Origin of the sequence: Bradyrhizobium monzae (assembly GCF_021458635.1) — a bacterium.
In the GTDB taxonomy this organism is placed as follows: domain Bacteria; phylum Pseudomonadota; class Alphaproteobacteria; order Rhizobiales; family Xanthobacteraceae; genus Bradyrhizobium.
Map to the genome: position 1 here is coordinate 712,526 of NZ_JAIRDQ010000001.1, position 16,070 is coordinate 728,595.

13 protein-coding genes and 1 pseudogene are annotated in these 16,070 nt (G+C 64.7%); 5 read left to right on the forward strand and 9 right to left on the reverse strand.

The window, feature by feature from the left end; all coding sequences use genetic code 11:
• Window positions 1–52: 52 nt before the first annotated feature.
• Window positions 53–1,465 carry a mannose-1-phosphate guanylyltransferase/mannose-6-phosphate isomerase gene (locus K3F49_RS03645; protein WP_234679532.1) on the reverse strand — a complete coding sequence of 471 codons (1,413 nt, stop codon included), beginning with the start codon at window positions 1,463–1,465 and terminating at the stop codon, window positions 53–55.
• A 52-nt stretch (window positions 1,466–1,517) separates the two neighbouring features.
• Window positions 1,518–1,784, reverse strand: a pseudogene (locus K3F49_RS03650) (NAD-dependent epimerase/dehydratase family protein); the annotation flags it as partial.
• 270 nt (window positions 1,785–2,054) lie between these two features.
• On the opposite strand from K3F49_RS03650, the gene K3F49_RS03655 reads away from it, so the two are divergent.
• Both K3F49_RS03655 and K3F49_RS03660 read left to right on the forward strand, forming a co-directional pair.
• Entirely contained in the window at window positions 2,055–3,014 is a 960-nt protein-coding gene (locus K3F49_RS03655) for a lysylphosphatidylglycerol synthase transmembrane domain-containing protein (RefSeq protein WP_234679533.1), read from the forward strand.
• A gap of 8 nt (window positions 3,015–3,022) precedes the next feature.
• Window positions 3,023–4,018 (forward strand): MraY family glycosyltransferase, encoded by a 996-nt coding sequence (locus tag K3F49_RS03660; protein ID WP_234680563.1) that lies wholly within the window; start codon window positions 3,023–3,025, stop codon window positions 4,016–4,018.
• On the opposite strand, the gene K3F49_RS03665 is transcribed toward K3F49_RS03660, so the two are convergent.
• The 6 genes from K3F49_RS03665 to rfaD all read right to left on the reverse strand — a co-directional run bounded on the left by K3F49_RS03665 (window position 4,006) and on the right by rfaD (window position 11,948).
• A complete protein-coding gene (locus K3F49_RS03665; RefSeq protein ID WP_234679534.1) occupies window positions 4,006–4,953 on the reverse strand; it encodes an NAD-dependent epimerase/dehydratase family protein in 948 nt (315 codons plus the stop codon). The two genes, K3F49_RS03660 and K3F49_RS03665, sit on opposite strands and share 13 nt — an antisense overlap.
• Before the next feature lie 2 nt (window positions 4,954–4,955).
• On the reverse strand, window positions 4,956–6,170 hold the full coding sequence (locus tag K3F49_RS03670) for a glycosyltransferase family 4 protein (protein WP_234679535.1): 1,215 nt from the start codon (window positions 6,168–6,170) through the stop codon (window positions 4,956–4,958).
• Window positions 6,171–6,172: 2 nt separating this feature from the next.
• Window positions 6,173–8,086, reverse strand: a complete 1,914-nt coding sequence (locus K3F49_RS03675; RefSeq protein WP_234679536.1) for a nucleoside-diphosphate sugar epimerase/dehydratase — start codon at window positions 8,084–8,086, stop codon at window positions 6,173–6,175.
• Between the two features lie 85 nt (window positions 8,087–8,171).
• The gene (locus K3F49_RS03680; protein ID WP_452100353.1) at window positions 8,172–9,458 is read right to left on the reverse strand and encodes an O-antigen ligase family protein; all 1,287 of its coding nucleotides are present in this window, start codon (window positions 9,456–9,458) and stop codon (window positions 8,172–8,174) included.
• The gene (gene rfaE1, locus K3F49_RS03685; protein ID WP_234680565.1) at window positions 9,455–10,939 is read right to left on the reverse strand and encodes a D-glycero-beta-D-manno-heptose-7-phosphate kinase; all 1,485 of its coding nucleotides are present in this window, start codon (window positions 10,937–10,939) and stop codon (window positions 9,455–9,457) included. The genes K3F49_RS03680 and rfaE1 overlap by 4 nt, the downstream gene beginning before the upstream one ends.
• Window positions 10,940–10,967: 28 nt before the next feature.
• A complete protein-coding gene (gene rfaD, locus K3F49_RS03690) occupies window positions 10,968–11,948 on the reverse strand; it encodes an ADP-glyceromanno-heptose 6-epimerase (RefSeq protein WP_234679537.1) in 981 nt (326 codons plus the stop codon).
• Between the two features lie 174 nt (window positions 11,949–12,122).
• Here rfaD and waaF point away from each other — a divergent pair, with 174 nt between their 5' ends.
• Together waaF and K3F49_RS03700 are read left to right on the forward strand one after the other, a co-directional pair.
• On the forward strand, window positions 12,123–13,193 hold the full coding sequence (gene waaF / locus K3F49_RS03695) for a lipopolysaccharide heptosyltransferase II (RefSeq protein WP_234679538.1): 1,071 nt from the start codon (window positions 12,123–12,125) through the stop codon (window positions 13,191–13,193).
• Window positions 13,186–13,716, forward strand: a complete 531-nt coding sequence (locus K3F49_RS03700; protein ID WP_234679539.1) for a D-glycero-alpha-D-manno-heptose-1,7-bisphosphate 7-phosphatase — start codon at window positions 13,186–13,188, stop codon at window positions 13,714–13,716. The genes waaF and K3F49_RS03700 overlap by 8 nt, the downstream gene beginning before the upstream one ends.
• Window positions 13,717–13,812: 96 nt before the next feature.
• Here the strand turns inward: K3F49_RS03700 and K3F49_RS03705 are convergent, their stop codons facing one another.
• Window positions 13,813–14,850 carry a glycosyltransferase family 4 protein gene (locus tag K3F49_RS03705; RefSeq protein ID WP_234679540.1) on the reverse strand — a complete coding sequence of 346 codons (1,038 nt, stop codon included), beginning with the start codon at window positions 14,848–14,850 and terminating at the stop codon, window positions 13,813–13,815.
• A gap of 125 nt (window positions 14,851–14,975) precedes the next feature.
• Between K3F49_RS03705 and galE the strand changes: the two genes are divergently transcribed.
• Entirely contained in the window at window positions 14,976–15,989 is a 1,014-nt protein-coding gene (galE, locus tag K3F49_RS03710; RefSeq protein ID WP_234679541.1) for a UDP-glucose 4-epimerase GalE, read from the forward strand.
• The last annotated feature ends 81 nt before the right edge of the window (window positions 15,990–16,070 follow it).

Genomic DNA, 16,070 nt, shown 5'->3' on the forward strand with positions numbered 1-16,070 from the left:
CCGCTTAAAGCGGGCTTTTCAGGCCCGGATCCCGTGATTCGGAGTCTGCTGGTTACGACCTTTGATAGTCGTCTTCAATCCGGATGATGTCGTCTTCCCCGAGATAGGAGCCGGTCTGGACCTCGATCAGTTCCAGCATGATTTTGCCGGGATTCTCCATCCGGTGGACCGCGCCCATCGGGATGTAGATCGACTCGTTCTCGTGCACCGTCTTCACGGTCTCGTTCACGGTGACGCGGGCGGCGCCGCGGACCACGATCCAGTGCTCAGCGCGGTGATGATGCTTCTGCAGCGACAGACGTCCGCCCGGCTTGACCACGATGCGCTTGACCTGATGGCGCTCGCCATTGTCGACCGATTGGTAGCTGCCCCAGGGCCGATGCACCTTGAGATGCTCCTCGGTCACCTTCGGCGCGACCGCCTTGAGCTTGGTCACGAGGCGCTTCAGGCCGTTGGCATCCTGCTGGCGCGAGACGAGAACGGCGTCCGCGGTTGCCACGACGACGAGATCGTCGACACCTTCGAGCGCGACGAGTGCATGATCGGTCGTGACGTTGCAGTTACGCGAATCCTCGAACACGGCGGTGCCATGCGCCGCATTGCCTTGCGTGTCCTTGTCAGACAGCTCCCACACCGCGCGCCACGAGCCGACGTCGGACCAGCCGCAGGACACCGGCACAACGGCTGCGCGCGAGGTCTTCTCCATCACCGCATAGTCGATCGAGATCGCGTTCGCCGCGCCGAACGCCTGCGGCTCAAGCGTCACGAAACCGAGATCGCGCCCCGCATTGGCAACCGCGTTGGATACCGCCTCCACGCTCGCCGCATCGACCTTGCGATATTCGTCGAGCAGCAGGGCCGCGGGAAACATGAAGTTGCCGCTGTTCCACAGATAGCCCGAATTGACGTAGTCGGCGGCTTTCACGGCATCCGGTTTCTCGACGAAGCGCGCGACCGCGTGCACCTCGCCGGTGATCACCTCGCCCGGGCTGATATAGCCGTATTCGGTCGCCGGCCGCTCCGGCTTGACGCCGAAGGTGACGATGCGCCCGGTGCTCGCGGCAGCGAGGCCCTCGCGGCACGCCGCGACGAAGGCGGCATTGTCCTGCACCACGTGGTCGGCGGCGAGCGCGAGCACGATGGCTTCACTCGTACGGTTCTGCGCGAACACCGCGCCGGCGGCGATCGCGGGACCGGAGTCGCGCCGCATCGGCTCGAGGATCACGTCGGCCTCGATGCCGATCTCGGCGAGCTGCTCCAGCACCATGAAGCGATAGGATGCATTGGTGATGACGATCGGCCGGTCGAACAGCGATGCATCTGAAACACGCAGCAACGTGTCCTGGAAGGTCGAGCGCGCGCCAAACAGCGGCAAAAACTGCTTCGGGCGCACCTCGCGCGACGCCGGCCACAGCCGGGTGCCGGCGCCGCCGCACATGATCAGGGGGATAACGCGTTTGTCCATCGTCATTTCAAACCTTGTAGCGGTCGCGATATCAGGTGACAAAATTGTGGATGACCGCCGCCCGACCCAGCTGCCGCTCCAGAAGTCCGACGAAATGCATCAGCTCTTCGGGGCGTTGATTTCCGACATTGTAGACCCGAGACGGCGCATCTGCGGCAGCCGGATTGTCCGCAGGCACGAGATCGATCAGCTTGGATACTACACGGGTCACGTCGTCAATATAGGTGAAGTCGCGGCGCATTTTGCCATGGTTAAAGAGCCGGATCGGCTGGCCCGCCATGATGGCGTTTACAAACAGAAACGTGGCCATATCAGGCCGTGGCGAGATCGGCCTGGACAAAGGAGAAACGGCACTCGTTGCCGAGCAGCGAAAGGCCCGATCCGCCATCCTGTTCCCAAGCGATCCCCAAAGCCAGCCCGCGGCGCCTCTTTAGCCGATATCGAGCGGGGCGCGATAGGCTGCCGCCCACCACGACAACTTCCATGACAGCTATTGCAAGATCGGCGCCAAAACCATACCAAAGCGGCCTAATTCGACGCCTCGCGTCGGGTTGTCACGAATCTTCGCAAACCCCTTCAAGCGGACGAGATGCGCCGAATCCTGCTGTCGACGGCCAAAATCCTGATCTCCGCGGCGCTGCTCTATCTGGCACTGCGCAAGGTCGATCTGACCGAGCTGTTCTCGCGCTTCAACGCGACCAGCCTGTTCTGGATCGGCATGGCGATCGCGGTGACGTTCCTGCAGATCTTCGTCGGCGTGCTGCGCTGGCGCGAGGTCAGCGCCGCATGCGGTGCGCCGCTCGAGGTTGGCCGCGCGATGCGCTACAACGTGATCGGCTCCTTCTTCAATCAGACCCTTCCGTCCGCGATTGGCGGCGATGCGGTCCGGCTATGGCTGGTGGCGCGCGCCGGCGCCGGATGGCGTGCGGCGACCTATTCGATCTTCGTCGACCGCGCGATCGGCCTCGTTGCGCTCGCCATCGTCATCGTCGCGAGCCTGCCCTGGAGCTACACACTCATCACCGATCCGCACGGCCGTTCGGCGCTGCTGCTGGTCGACTTTGCAGCACTTGCCGGCGGCATCGGCTTCCTGATCTTCGGCGCGCTGAAATGGTCGTGGCTGAAGACCTGGTGGGCCACCCACCACCTCCACGCCTGCGCCGTGATCGCCAACCGCGTGATCTTCAACCGCGCGCGCGGACCTGTTATCGCGATCCTGTCGCTGCTGGTTCACGTGCTTGCCGTCGTCATCGCCTGGTGCGTGGTGCAGTCGATCGCAGCACCGGTCAGCTTCGCGCAGGTCTTCCTGCTGGTACCGCCGGTGATGCTGATCACACTGATGCCGATCTCGATCGCCGGCTGGGGCGTCCGCGAGGCGAGCATGGGGCTGGCGTTCGGCTTCGCCGGGCTGGCAGCCAATGAGGGCGTCAACGTCTCGCTGCTGTTCGGCGCGGTCTCCTTCATCGTCGGCGCATTCGGCGGCCTGGTCTGGATCCTCAGCGCGGAGAAAGCCGCGCAGGACTCGGAGCCGATCGGGGTGCCGGAGTGAACGTGGCCATGGTGGTGCCGTCGCTGCTTGCGGTCGCGATCGCCGCGCTGATGTCGGCGCTCATCACCTGGATCAGCCGCCCCCTACTCCAGCGCTACGCACTGGCACGACCGAATGCGCGCTCCTCGCATCGTATCCCCACCCCGCAAGGCGCCGGTATCGCGGTGATAGCAGCGACACTCGTCGTCGCATCGGCGTGGGCGGCCTGGGTGAACGTGGCGATTCCGCCGGCGCTGGTCATTGCAACGGTCGTGATCGCGCTGGTCGGGTTCGCCGACGACGTCGTGTCGCTCCCAGTACTCGTGCGGCTCGTGCTGCAAGCAGCCTGCGTTGGCGCCGTGGTGGTTACTGCGCCCGACGACGCGCGCATCGTGCCGACCTTGCCGCTGGTGCTCGAGCGCGGTTTGATCGTCCTGGCCGGGATCTGGTACGTGAACCTCGTCAACTTCATGGATGGGCTCGACCTGATGACGGCTGCGGAGGTGGTGCCGGTCACCGCGGCGCTGCTGCTGTTCGGCCTCCTCGGCGAATTATCCTGGCCGGCGATGTTGATCGCTACCGCGCTGTGCGGCGCGATGCTCGGCTTTGCGCCGTTCAACAAGCCGGTCGCAAAAGTGTTCTTGGGGGACGTCGGCAGCCTGCCGATCGGCCTTCTGCTCGGCTGGTGCCTGCTCGAGCTGGCCTGGCGCGGACAGCCAGCCGCGGCGCTGCTGCTACCGGCCTACTATCTCGCAGATTCGACCATCACGCTGTTCCGCCGCATCGCAAGGCGCGAACCATTCTGGTCGGCGCACCGCTCGCATTTCTACCAAGGCGCCACTGACAACGGGTTCACGGTTCCGCGCGTCGTCGGTGAAGTGTTCGCGCTCAATTTCTTGCTGGGATTGCTTGCCCTTGGCATCATCAGCGCTGGATCGGCGGCGGCCACGTCCCTTGCATTGCTCGCCGGCGCGATCGCGATCGGTTTTATCCTGTGGAGATTCTCCCGCCATCAAGGCTTTTGAGCCAACAGCGCGAGCCGCAAGCCCTCGTCCAACGAGACCTGCGGCTGCCAGCCGGTACCGATCGCCTTGGAGATGTCGAGTTCGAGCGAGCCGAGCAGACTGTCACAAGTTTCCTGCCGTCCAATCAGGCTGAGAAGCGAGCTGAGCAATCTTGGCGGCACGCGGAAGAGCCTGGGACGCGTGCCCGATGCTTTGGCAAGATGCGAGATAAATTCTGGAGTCGAGATCTGCTCTTTGTCAGCGACCAGGAAGGTCTCGAAATTGTTGATGGTATCTGGGTAAGTAAGTCGATGAAGAATAAAAGAGGAGAGATTCTGTACAGCGATAAACGAACGCTGATTGTGAATTGCGGCTAAAGGCAGTGGAAGGCCTAAGCTGACCGCACGTGTCAGCAACGCAAAGTTGCCTTTTGCCCCAGCACCGTAGACCAGTGGCGGTCTGATCGTCGAGATTTGCATGTCGGTCTCGGACGCCAACGCCTTCAGCCCCGCCTCGGCCTCAGCCTTCGACACGCCATAGACACCATGGGGCGTCAGAATATCCTCCTCGCGGAACGGCGCGCGACCTCCATTGCTGCGCCCATGGACAAGAACTGTGCTGATGAAGATAAACTGGCGCACACCAGCCTCCGCCGCACTGCGCGCCAGTTGCAGCGTGCCGGCGCAATTTATTGTCTTATAAAGGTCAGCCGCGTGCTCTTCACGCTTATGATGTACGCGCGCGGCAAGGTGGACGACGGCATCGACATCGGCAAGCGCCGTCCGCCAGACGGTTTCAGGCCCAATCGACGGGATGACAACCTCCCCGTCGAGACCGTCCGGTATGCGAACCGCACGGCGGACGGACCATCCCTCGCGCACTAACATCGGAATTATATGGCTGCCGACGAAGCCGCTCGCTCCCGTTACCAGCACGATCGGCTTCCGCTCGATCATCGTTACTCCGAAAGGTTAGGGTGGTGCAACAATTCTCCGATCAGGGCCGCATAGGCGTTCATAGCTGCTGCGCGATCGAACCGTGACGCCACCGTCACTGCCCGATACGCTAGGCCGGCTGCGTCCGAATTGGAGGCCGCCCGGATGGCGCCTGCGAGCTGGTCGGCACGGCCCGGCGTTACCACCCAGCCAAGTCCGTTCTCCACCACCGTCGAAGCAGCCTCAGCCTCGGGCTCCGAGACAAGCACAACCGGCCGACCGACCGCCAGCAGATTATAGAAGCGGCTCGGCACCGATACCCCGGCCACGTTCTTGCGGTACGGGATGATCCAAAGGTTGGCCGCGGCCAGGAACGCCTCGAGCTCGGCATCCTCGACCCGCGCCACGAAGGAGACATTGGCGAGGTTCGTCTCGGCCTGCAACTGCTTCAGTCGCTCGAAACCGATGCCCCAGCCGGAGAGCAGGAAGTGAATGTCTGGCTCGTCCTCGAGCAAGCGCGCCGCCTCGAACACAATCTCCGGATCGTGGGTGAAACCGAGATTGCCTGATAGCCCGACGACGAAGCGGGCCGCCAGCTTCTTGCGGAACGGATTGTCCGATGTCACCGGCCTCACCGCCGGCACGAGCGTCGCCCAGTTCGGGATGAAGCGGATTTTGTTCCGCGTCATCCCGGAATAGCCCAGCAGCGGCCGCTCCGCGTCGCGGCCGATGGTGATGACAGCATTGAGCGCGCGGAACATCAGGCTGTTGGCGGCGCGCATCGCGCCCGCCACGATCGAGCGTGGCTTCAACAGGCCTGCCATCACCAGCACGTCGGGAAACAGGTCGTGCATGACCAGCGCCGAGCGCGCGCCCTTGAGCCACGCCGCCGCCGCGACCGCGTAAGGCAGCATAAATGGCGCGGTGACAGTGAGCACGACGTCGCCGCGCCGCAACTGCCGCAACAGCATCACCAAGATGCGCAACACGAATAGCAGCTCGGACAGGCCGCGCCGAACCAGCGCCGCCTTTCCTGCCATCCGGTTCCTGACGGCGACGACGCGCGGCTTGCCCGCGCCGGTCTGCGCAGCCGACAGCGCGCCCGATGAGCCCGACAGCACCACGACCTCGTGCTCCCCGGCGAGACGGCAGGCGATCTCGGCCATGATCGCCGCGGTCGTGCTCGGATCCGGGGGATAGTGCTGGCTCGCAACGACGATCTTGCCTTGAGGTTGCATGGTCAGGCCGCGGTCGACCCGAACTCAGGGACCGCATCCTTCAGGATGGTCCTGATGGTCGCCCGATCGTCGCGTGCGATCGCCTGATCGAGCGCCGCGATCCATTTGCGCAGGGTATGCATTGGCGGCTCGTTCGGCTGCGCGGCCGTGATGCCGGCGACGCCGATCTCGCGGGTCGGCTCCTCGGAGGCGAACAGGATTTCGTGCAGGCGCTCGCCGGGGCGCATCCCCGTGAATACGATCTCGATGTCGTAGCCAGGTTGCAGGCCGGAAAGACGGATCATGCGTTCGGCGAGATCGACGATCTTAACCGGCTGGCCCATGTTGAGCACGTAGACTGAGACGTCAGGCCGCTGCGTTCCAAGCGCGTGCGCCGCCGCCGTGATCACGAGGTCGCAGGCCTCGCGGATGGTCATGAAATAACGGACCATATCGGGATGCGTCACGGTGACCGGACCGCCGGCCTCGATCTGCGCCTTGAACTTCGGCACGACCGACCCGTTCGAAGCCAGCACATTGCCGAACCGGACCGAGATGAAGCGCATCGCAGACTTGCTGCCGCCGGCCTGCGACACGAGGTCATGGTCGAGCGCCTGGCAATACATCTCCGCGAAACGCTTGGTCAGGCCGAGCATCGAGACCGGCTCGATCGCCTTGTCGGTCGAGATCATCACCATGGCCTCGGCGCCCGCTGCAAGCGCGGCGTCGGCCACGTTGATCGACCCGAAGATATTGGTCTTGACGCCCTCGCTCCAGTCCCGCTCCAGGATCGGAACGTGCTTGAGCGCGGCGGCATGGAACACGATGTCCGGCTTGAACTCCGCCATCAGGCGCGTGATGCGCTCGCGGTCGCGGATATCGGCGATCCGGCCTTCGATCTCGGCGCCGGAATCGCGCGCGGCGAGCACCTCGGTGACCGCATAAAGGGCCGGCTCCGAATTTTCGACGATCAGCAGGCGCGCCGCGCCGAACGCAACCACGCGCTCGCAGATCTCCGAGCCGATCGAGCCGCCACCGCCGGTGACGATGACGCTCTTGCCGTTGATCAGGGCTTCGAGACGCGCGTAGTCGATCGTCTCGCTCGGCCGCAGCAGCAGGTCCTCGACCGCAACCGAGGTGAGCCGCGGCACATCCCCCTGCTCGAGCGACGGCAGGCGGCTGACCATCACGCCAAGCCGCCGCGACCGCATCAGCACGGATTCGGGATGCGAATCCGGCTCGAAGGCGGACGGCGTCATCACCACCCTGGCGATCGATTTGTTGCGCTTGGCAAAACTGCCGATGACATCCTCGATGTCGTCGATCGCGCCCAAGACCGGCACGTTGCGGATGAGCTGGCCGAGATCGGCCCGGGACGGCGACAGCACCCCGACCGGGCGGAGGTGCTTGATGGCACCGCTCTCGACGCCGCGCAGCACGACCTCGGCATCGGCGGCGCGCCCGATCAGGAGCGTCGGCGCGGCATTTTCGGTTCTGACGTGATGCATCACGCGGGTATAGCGGAAATAGCGATAGGTCAGCCGCAGCGCGCTCAGCGCGGAGATCTCGAGGAACCAGTAGAGGACGATGGTGATCTTGCCGAGAAAGAAGGCGCCGTGCACGTTCGGCGCGACGAAGATGTAGTCGAGCACGAGAAGCGCGACGGTGAGCACCGAGGCGACGCGGATGATGTTCAGCGCATCAGGCAGCGAGATGAAGCGCCACTTCGTTGTCGTCAGGTTGAAGACGTAGAAGACGACCACGCTGAAGGCGAGGAAATAGGGCAGGATCTGCAGCAGCAGCGGCAAGCGGGCCGCGAAACCCGCGCCACCCTCGAAGCGCAGATAGAACGCAACAAACAGGGCCACGGCCGTCGCCACCACGTCGTGCAGCGCGATCAGGAAATTACGCAAGGTAAGATGCGAAAGACGCGTCATCTGCCGGCCGACTATATCCAGTTCTTCAACACAACCTGATCGCGCTGATAACCCATCTGTCCGCGACTTGCCAGCGCTCCGAAGCTCAGCTGCGAGCTTCTCCCGGGCTCGGGCCGTTCCGGCGCGAATTGAGCACCATGCCGCCGGCCACGCCGACACCGAGAACGTACATCCACCCTTCATGGAAGTCGAAAAGATGGGAATTGAACAGCGAGGTGAATACGTTTTGGACAACGACCAAAAGTCCTATCCAGTTGGCGAGATCGTCACCGCGGAACAGGAGGAGATGCACCGCCCACATCGCATACAGGATGATGATGCCGACAACGCCCCATTGCACGGCCACGTTCAGGGTCTGGTTATGGGGATTACCAATGACCTCGCTTGAGGCCTTGTAGGGGCCGCCGGTCGCAGCCTGCTCGAACAAGCCGCGGGTCGAGCCGGTTCCATGACCGACGAGCGGCGCCTCGGCAAAGAAACCCAGCGATTTGCGCCAGAACTCGAGCCGAAGTCCGATCGATGTCGGGATGCCCTTGTCCTTGTACAGTTCGTACTGCACGGAGAATGTCTCAATCGTCGTGTGCAGCTTCGACGAGGTCTGCCATGCCAGCGCGGCGAGGGCCGCGAGCGCCGCGAAGATGATCAGGACGCTGCGCCATTTCAAATGCAGCAGCCCGAACACCGCCAGCATGATCGGTACGGTCACGAGTGCGGTGCGCGAGATCACCACAACGGCCATGTTGACGAAGAAGCTGAGCGCGATCGCCCCAAGCAGCGCGGCCAGCCAGACCCTCCTCTGCTGCAGCAGCTTCACGATCGGGAACGCGAGCGCGACCGCGCACAGCGTGAACTCCTGGCTCTGGTCGATATAATTCTTGACGAAGATGCCGCGCGAGTTGGGTTCGTCAGGCTTCAGCGTGAGAGCAGGATGGAAAAAGACCAGCCAGGACATCACCGACAGCAGCGCGCACGACACGAGAAACGCGATAAACACGAGGTGCCCGCGCGACGAGCGTTCGAAATGATAGATCAGGATCGGGAGCACGAGCAGCTTCGCCGTCGGGTTCACGGCGTAGAACCGCGCACCCCAGGACGCCCCCGACCACAGCGTGCCGACCAGCGCGAGCAGGAATAGCGCGATCGGCAGTGCGCAGATCGGCCGCTTCAGCGACTGCAGAAAGTCCCTGACGTCGAGAAACGGCACCATGCAAACCAGCATCAAGACATTGAAGATCGCCGCCAGCGACGTCGACCACGGCAGCGAGGCCGCCGTCAGGATGGCAAACAGATCAACCGTCTCGGACCATGCCGCCGGACTGCGCAGGCGCCGGAGCGTCGTCCCCCACATGGACTCGCGCGTGAGCTCCGTCACTTCGTCTCTCCGCGCGCGCGATGAACCAGCGCGGTCGTGCTGAAACCTTGGAGAATGTCGATCAGCACGACCGTTCCGCCGGCGGCCTCGACGACCTCGTGGCCGACCACCTGCTCGCGGGTGTAATCGCCGCCCTTCACCAGCACGCTCGGGGTGATACGCGTGATCAGGTCGACCGGCGTGTCCTGCTCGAAGATCACGACGAGATCGACGGCTTCGAGCGCAGCCAGCACCTCGGCACGCGCCCGCTCGTCCTGGACCGGGCGATCCGCGCCCTTCAGCCGCCGCACCGAGGCGTCGCTGTTGAGGCCAACGATCAAGCGGTCGCAGGCGGCGCGCGCCGCGGTCAGCACCTTGACGTGGCCGGGATGCAGGATGTCGAAGCAACCATTGGTGAAGCCGACGCGCAGCCCCTGCCCCTTCCATTCCGCGAGCCGGGCCTCGAGCGTATCAGGCGCGCTCACGACCTTCTCCTCGGCCGCGAGAGTGGCATGCGGCAGGATCTTTCGCCGCAGCTCGTCGGCGCTCACGCTGGCGGTACCCTGCTTGCCGACCGCGACCGCGGCGGCCGCACTCGCCATCCGCAGCGCCGTGTCCCAATCCGCCCCCGCCGCGATCGAGACCGCGAGCGCGGCCGCCACGGTATCGCCGGCGCCGGAGACGTCGCGCACCTTCACCGGGAAAGCCGGAACATGGACGGCCTCGCCATTGCGCGGCACCAGCGTCATGCCGTGCTCGCCCTGGGTGACCAGGATCGCCTCGCAATCGGCCAGCCGCATCACGTCCTCGCTGGCATCGATGATGCTCTGCGGCGTGTCGGCGCGGCTGCGGGTTGCTTCCGAAAATTCCTTGCGGTTCGGCGTGAGCAGCGTGGCGCCGCGATAGACCGCCCAGTTCAGGCTCTTGGGATCGACGATCACGGGCTTGCCGAGTTTTCGCGCCGCGTCGATGGTGTGGCGGATCACCCGCGCGGTCAGCACGCCCTTGGCATAGTCGGACAGCAGCACAATATCGGCGCGCGCGATCTGCGGCACGATCGCCTCGATCAACTTCGCCTCGATTTCATCGGAGGCAGGCACCGCCTGCTCCCAATCCGCACGTAGCATGTGCGTGGAAAAATGCTCGGAGACGAAGCGGACTTTTCGCGTGGTGGGCCGCGACGGGTCGCATACCAGCACGCTCTCGATGCCGGCATGGTTCGCCAGCGCGGCCTTGAGCCGCGCCCCCGCCTCGTCCTCACCGACGAGACCGACGAAGACGCAGCGAGCACCGAGCGAAGCGATATTGCGTGCGACGTTGCCGGCGCCGCCGATATGGATCTCGCTGCGCTGGGCCGCGATGACGGGGGTCGGTGCTTCCGGCGAAATCCGCGACACCTCGCCGTAGACGAACTCGTCCAGCATGATGTCGCCGATGCAGAGCACCGTGCGGCCGGAGATGGCTTGCGCGAGGGCATCGAAATCGAGAATGGGCGTCGGCATGGTCATTGGGCCTCAGATCCTTGGGGCCTTAACGGAAGCGGTCGGGCCGGTCGAGATAGTCGGCGACATAGGCCTTCACCGCGTCCTCGAGCGTCGTGAAGCCGCCGTTATAACCGGCGCGGTGGAGACGATCGACCTTGCTCTCGGTGAAATACTGATAGCTGCCGCGGATCTGCTCGGGCATGTCGACATAGTCGATGTTGGGCCTGGTGCCGAGCGCGGCATAGGCAGCCAGCATCAGCTCCCGGAAGCTGCGCGCCTTGCCGGTGCCGACATTGAACAGCCCCGACACCGCAGGCGTCGCCAGCAGCCACAGGATCACGCGCACGACGTCGTCGACATAGATGAAATCGCGTCGCTGGTCGCCGTCGGCGATGCCGTCGCGATGCGACTTGAACAGCTGCACGACGCGGCCCGCCTTGACGTCGTCGAAGCGGCGCGCCAGCACGCTCATCATCGTGCCCTTGTGGTATTCGTTCGGGCCGAACACGTTGAAGAACTTCAGGCCCGCCCATTGCGGTGGGAGCCGATCGCCGTTCGCTGCGCGCCCGGCGACGGCAAGATCGAACAGCTGCTTGCTCCAGCCGTAGAGATTCATCGGCCGCAGTTTCTTCAGCGCCGGCAGCGAGGCATCGTCGTCAAAGCCTTCCGCGCCGTCGCCATAGGTCGCAGCCGAGGAGGCATAGATCAGCGGCACCGCATTGGCCGTGCACCAGTCGAGCAGGCGCATCGAGAAGCGGAAATTGGTCTCGATCACGAGATCGCCGTCGGACGCGGTGGTCTCGGAAATCGCCCCGAGATGGATCACGGCGTCGAGCTTGCGGCCCTTCAGCCAGTCGGGCAGCTCGGCCGGGGGGACGACATCCGCAAGCTGCCGCTTGGCGAGGTTGCGCCATTTGCCGTCGCTGCCGAGGAGATCGCAGGCCGCGACGTCGCTACGGCCGGCGTCGTTCAGCGCCGCGACGACATTCGATCCGATAAAACCGGCCCCGCCGGTCACCAGCAACATTCCAACCACCCTGCCCGATTTTCGAGCCCCGCTACCTGCCCTAGCGCATCATCTGCCAAAGTGTAAGCATTTTGGGCCTGACGCTTCTGGACCCGCGCTTCTGCCGGCTTTACCTGCCGGCCGGGAGCGGCTAACCGAACCGCCACATCAGAGCGCCCGCGGCACAATTAACGAATGAACACCGATTCGCAATTTGTCGGAAATGAGGATCGGAGCGACACCCGCCCGATCCTGATCGTCCCCTATATGTGGATCGGCGATTTCGTCCGGAATCACACCGTTGTCCGGGTGCTGAAGGAGCGATGGCCGAATCGGCCGGTCGATCTCCTGACCACGTCCCTTTGCGCCCCACTGCTCGACTACATGCCCGGCGTTCGCGCTGGGCTCGTCTGGGACCTGCCCCGCGGCCGCCTCGCCGTGGGCCGCCAGCTCGGCCTGGCGCGGCTCCTGCGCGAGCGGAATTACGGCACCGCCCTGGTGCTGCCGCGGACCTGGAAGGCCGCCATTGCGCCGGCGCTGGCCGGCATCCCCGAGCGGGTCGGCTTCGTCGGCGAATTCCGGTTCGGCCTGCTCAACCGCTGGCGCTGGGGCGAGAAGAAGCTGCCGCGCTTCATCGACAAGAACGCCGCGCTGGCCCAGCCCGACGGCGCGCCCCTGCCCCCGGAATGGCCGGTACCGCAATTGCGGGTGTCGGCCGAGGAGATCGTCCGCTGGCGACAGGCCAATGGTCTCAGCGCCGGGGCCGCCGTTGCGCTCGCCCCCGGCTCGGTCGGGGCGTCAAAACGCTGGACCTATTATCCGGAGGCCGCCCGTCTGCTCGCGGAGCGCGGGCTCGAGGTCTGGGTCGTCGGCGGCCCCGCGGAAAAGGGCCTCGCCCAGGAGATCGTCGCCGCCGGTGGCCCGCGGGTGCGGGATCTCACCGGCAATGACTTGCGCAACGGCGTCCTCGCCATGGCCGCAGCCGGCGTCGCGATCTCGAACGATTCGGGGCTGATGCACATCGCGGCCGCGCTCGATACGCCCACCATGGGCATCTTCGGCCCGACCAACCCCTATCTCTGGGCCCCCCTCAACGGCCTTGCCGCGACCGTGGTCCAGACCAGGAGCGTGCTCGCCTGCCAGCCCTGCCAGAGCACAATTTGCAAGATGAACGACCACCGCTGCATGCGTGACATCGCGGCGCAGGACGTGGTCGAGATCGCACGAGAAGTGCTGGCCAGGACGCAGGGACTTGCAAATGTCTGACGGCCGCGCGGCGAAGCCCGCAGCATTCCTCGATCGCGACGGCGTCATCAATCACGACGATGGCTATATCGGCACGCCAGACCGCATCCGCTGGATGCCCAACGTCGCCAGGGCGATCCGACGCCTCAACGAGGCCGGCTATTTTGTGTTCATCTTCACCAACCAGTCCGGCGTGGCGCGCGGCCTCTTCACCGAAGCGGATGTGAACGGGCTGCACGGCTGGATGCGCGACGAGCTCGCCCGCGACGGCGCAGGGATCGATGACATCCGCTTCTGTCCCCATCATCCGCAAGGGACGGTCGCCGGCTACATCGGGGAGCATGACTGGCGCAAGCCTGCGCCCGGCATGTTGCGCGATCTCGTCCAGCACTGGCCCGTGCAGCTCGACGGCAGTTTTGTGATCGGGGATCAGGCCAGGGACATCGAGGCCGGCCAGGCGCTCGGACTGCCGGGCTTTCTCTTCTCCGGCGGCGACCTCGACGCGTTCGTGAGCGGGGTGATTGCGAAGATCAGGCGGGGGTAGAGAGCTGCGATCCGGCCGAAAACGCGAAAACAACCCCATGCACAGTAGCCCGCAGCAGCGAAATCAACGACTTACCGTCGCACGCGACGCACTCGCTCAAATCAGCGGACGATAGACCTCGCCGATCCGCGCCGCCTCGGCATCGAGGCTGAACTTTTCGAGCACGCGCTCGCGACCGCGCTCGCCCATCGTGGTCGCTTTGGTCACATCGCGCATCAGCGGCTCGAGCGCCGCCGTCAGCGCCTCCGCATCACCGGTCGGGATCAGCACGCCGCTCACGCCATCCTCGAGCACGAGCTCGGCCGCACCGGCGCGCGCAGCAACCAGCGCGCTGCCGGCCGCCATCGCCTCGATCAGCGTCAGGCCAAAACCTTCGTTGCGCGAGGTGAAGGCGTAGATGGTCAGCCGCTGATACCAGCGCTGCACCTGTTCGATCGGCAATTCGCCGGTGATGACGATACGCGATTGCAAGTTGGCTGCTTCGATGCGCTTCTTCAGATCGTTCGCAAATGGCGTCTGCTCGGCCGTGACTTGTCCGACGATAACCGCAGTAAAATCCGGGTAGCGCGGCAGCAAGCGGCACATCGCATCGACGAACACATCGGTCCCCTTCTGCGCGCGCACGCGACCGAAGCAGCCGATGGCGTAACGGCCCGGCAAGCCGCTTTCCGCGAACGCCGCGGCGCGATCGACCGGCGGCGCATAGACATCGGTGTCGACGCCGTGCGGAATCACGGTCGATTGCACTTTGAGGAACGAGGCCGAGATGTCCGATGTCGCGATGATCGCGTCCATCTGCCGGATCAGCCAGCGCGTGATCCAGCTGTGATGCCGCTGCGCCGCCGAGGTGAACACCAGCTTGAGCGGCCAGCCGAGCGCGCGCAGCACGACACCTGCGATCATCTCGTTGTTGCGGCGCGCGTGCCAGATCAGAGGCGACTTGCGGCGCCATAATTTCAGGACATCAGCGCCGCTCAGCCGCGAAATCCCCTCCGGCGCATCCGATCCGAACCATGCGGCGCGATAGAGTTTTGCCAGCCGCGGTGCGACCATCCGGTTGGTCGCGGTGACTCCGGAATAGCGCCTGTGCAGATTTGGCACGATCACTTGCAGATCGCCCGGGAAATTCGCCACGTCATGCTCCGTTTCGCAAAGTCCTATACGCAACATTAAGCATAGTGACCAGTTCAGCCGAGCCGAAACCCCCTCTTCACCGCGCAAACGTTAACTTGGTGCGTTGATCGAAGACGGGTGAGATCATGACTGTGCTAGTCACCGGCGGCGCCGGCTATATCGGAAGTCACACGGTCCTGGCGCTGGCGGAAGCCGGCGAGGACGTCGTCGTGATCGACGATCTCTCGACCGGTTTCTCCGCCTATTTGCCGGAAGGCGTGCCGCTGTTCATTGGCGATGCCGGCGACGAGAACCTGCTCGAAGGCGTGATCGCCCAGCACAACATCGAGAGCATCATCCATTTCGCAGGGTCCGTGGTCGTGCCGGAGTCGATGCGCGATCCGCTCGGCTACTACCGCAACAATTTCATGACCGCGCGCAACCTGCTCAACGTCGCAGTCAAGCGCGGCATCAACCGCTTCATCTTCTCCTCGACCGCCGCCGTCTACGGCAATCCGGACCAGGTGCCGGTGCCCGAGCACGCGCCGACGCGGCCGCTGTCGCCCTACGGCTCGTCGAAGCTGATGACCGAGATCATGCTGCACGACGTCGCCGCCGCCTACGGCATGCAGTACGTGACGCTGCGTTATTTCAACGTCGCCGGTGCCGATCCGCAGGCGCGCATTGGCCTTGCCACCGTCGGCGCCACGCATCTGCTCAAGATCGCGGTTGAGGCCGCGACCGGCCAGCGCGCCAAGATCGACGTGTTCGGCACCGACTACCCGACCCAGGACGGCAGCTGCATCCGCGACTTCATCCACGTCACCGACCTCTCGCAGGCGCATCGCTCGGCGCTGGGCTACCTGCGCAATGGCGGCGCCTCGACGACGCTGAACTGCGGCTATGGCCGCGGCTATTCGGTGCTCGAGACCATCGACGCCGTGCGGCGGGTGTCGGGCCGCAGCTTCGCCGTGCAATACGCCCCGCGCCGGCCCGGCGACATCATGACCATGGTCGCCGACACCAGCCGCATTCGCGGCCTGCTCGACTGGAAGCCGCAATATGAGGACCTCGAGACCATCGCGGCGCACGCGCTGGCCTGGGAGGACAAGCTGTTCCGCGAGCGCCACGGCGAGCTCCACCACGCCGTCTCGGCCTAGATTCCATCCCGGCGCAAGCCCTTAATTGGGCTTGAAAACCTCAGCTTTAGCGGGCACAGAGGCCTTTCGATCCCTGACGCG

Coding starts and splice junctions, on each gene's coding strand:
- K3F49_RS03660 (WP_234680563.1), top strand. CDS start 3,023: ATGGTGGTGCCGTCGCTGCTTGCGGTCGCGATCGCCGCGCTGATGTCG.
- K3F49_RS03670 (WP_234679535.1), bottom strand. CDS start 6,170: ATGCAACCTCAAGGCAAGATCGTCGTTGCGAGCCAGCACTATCCCCCG.
- K3F49_RS03665 (WP_234679534.1), bottom strand. CDS start 4,953: ATGATCGAGCGGAAGCCGATCGTGCTGGTAACGGGAGCGAGCGGCTTC.
- rfaE1 (WP_234680565.1), bottom strand. CDS start 10,939: ATGCCGACGCCCATTCTCGATTTCGATGCCCTCGCGCAAGCCATCTCC.
- waaF (WP_234679538.1), top strand. CDS start 12,123: ATGAACACCGATTCGCAATTTGTCGGAAATGAGGATCGGAGCGACACC.
- rfaD (WP_234679537.1), bottom strand. CDS start 11,948: ATGTTGCTGGTGACCGGCGGGGCCGGTTTTATCGGATCGAATGTCGTC.
- galE (WP_234679541.1), top strand. CDS start 14,976: ATGACTGTGCTAGTCACCGGCGGCGCCGGCTATATCGGAAGTCACACG.
- K3F49_RS03655 (WP_234679533.1), top strand. CDS start 2,055: ATGCGCCGAATCCTGCTGTCGACGGCCAAAATCCTGATCTCCGCGGCG.
- K3F49_RS03645 (WP_234679532.1), bottom strand. CDS start 1,465: ATGGACAAACGCGTTATCCCCCTGATCATGTGCGGCGGCGCCGGCACC.
- K3F49_RS03700 (WP_234679539.1), top strand. CDS start 13,186: ATGTCTGACGGCCGCGCGGCGAAGCCCGCAGCATTCCTCGATCGCGAC.
- K3F49_RS03675 (WP_234679536.1), bottom strand. CDS start 8,086: ATGACGCGTCTTTCGCATCTTACCTTGCGTAATTTCCTGATCGCGCTG.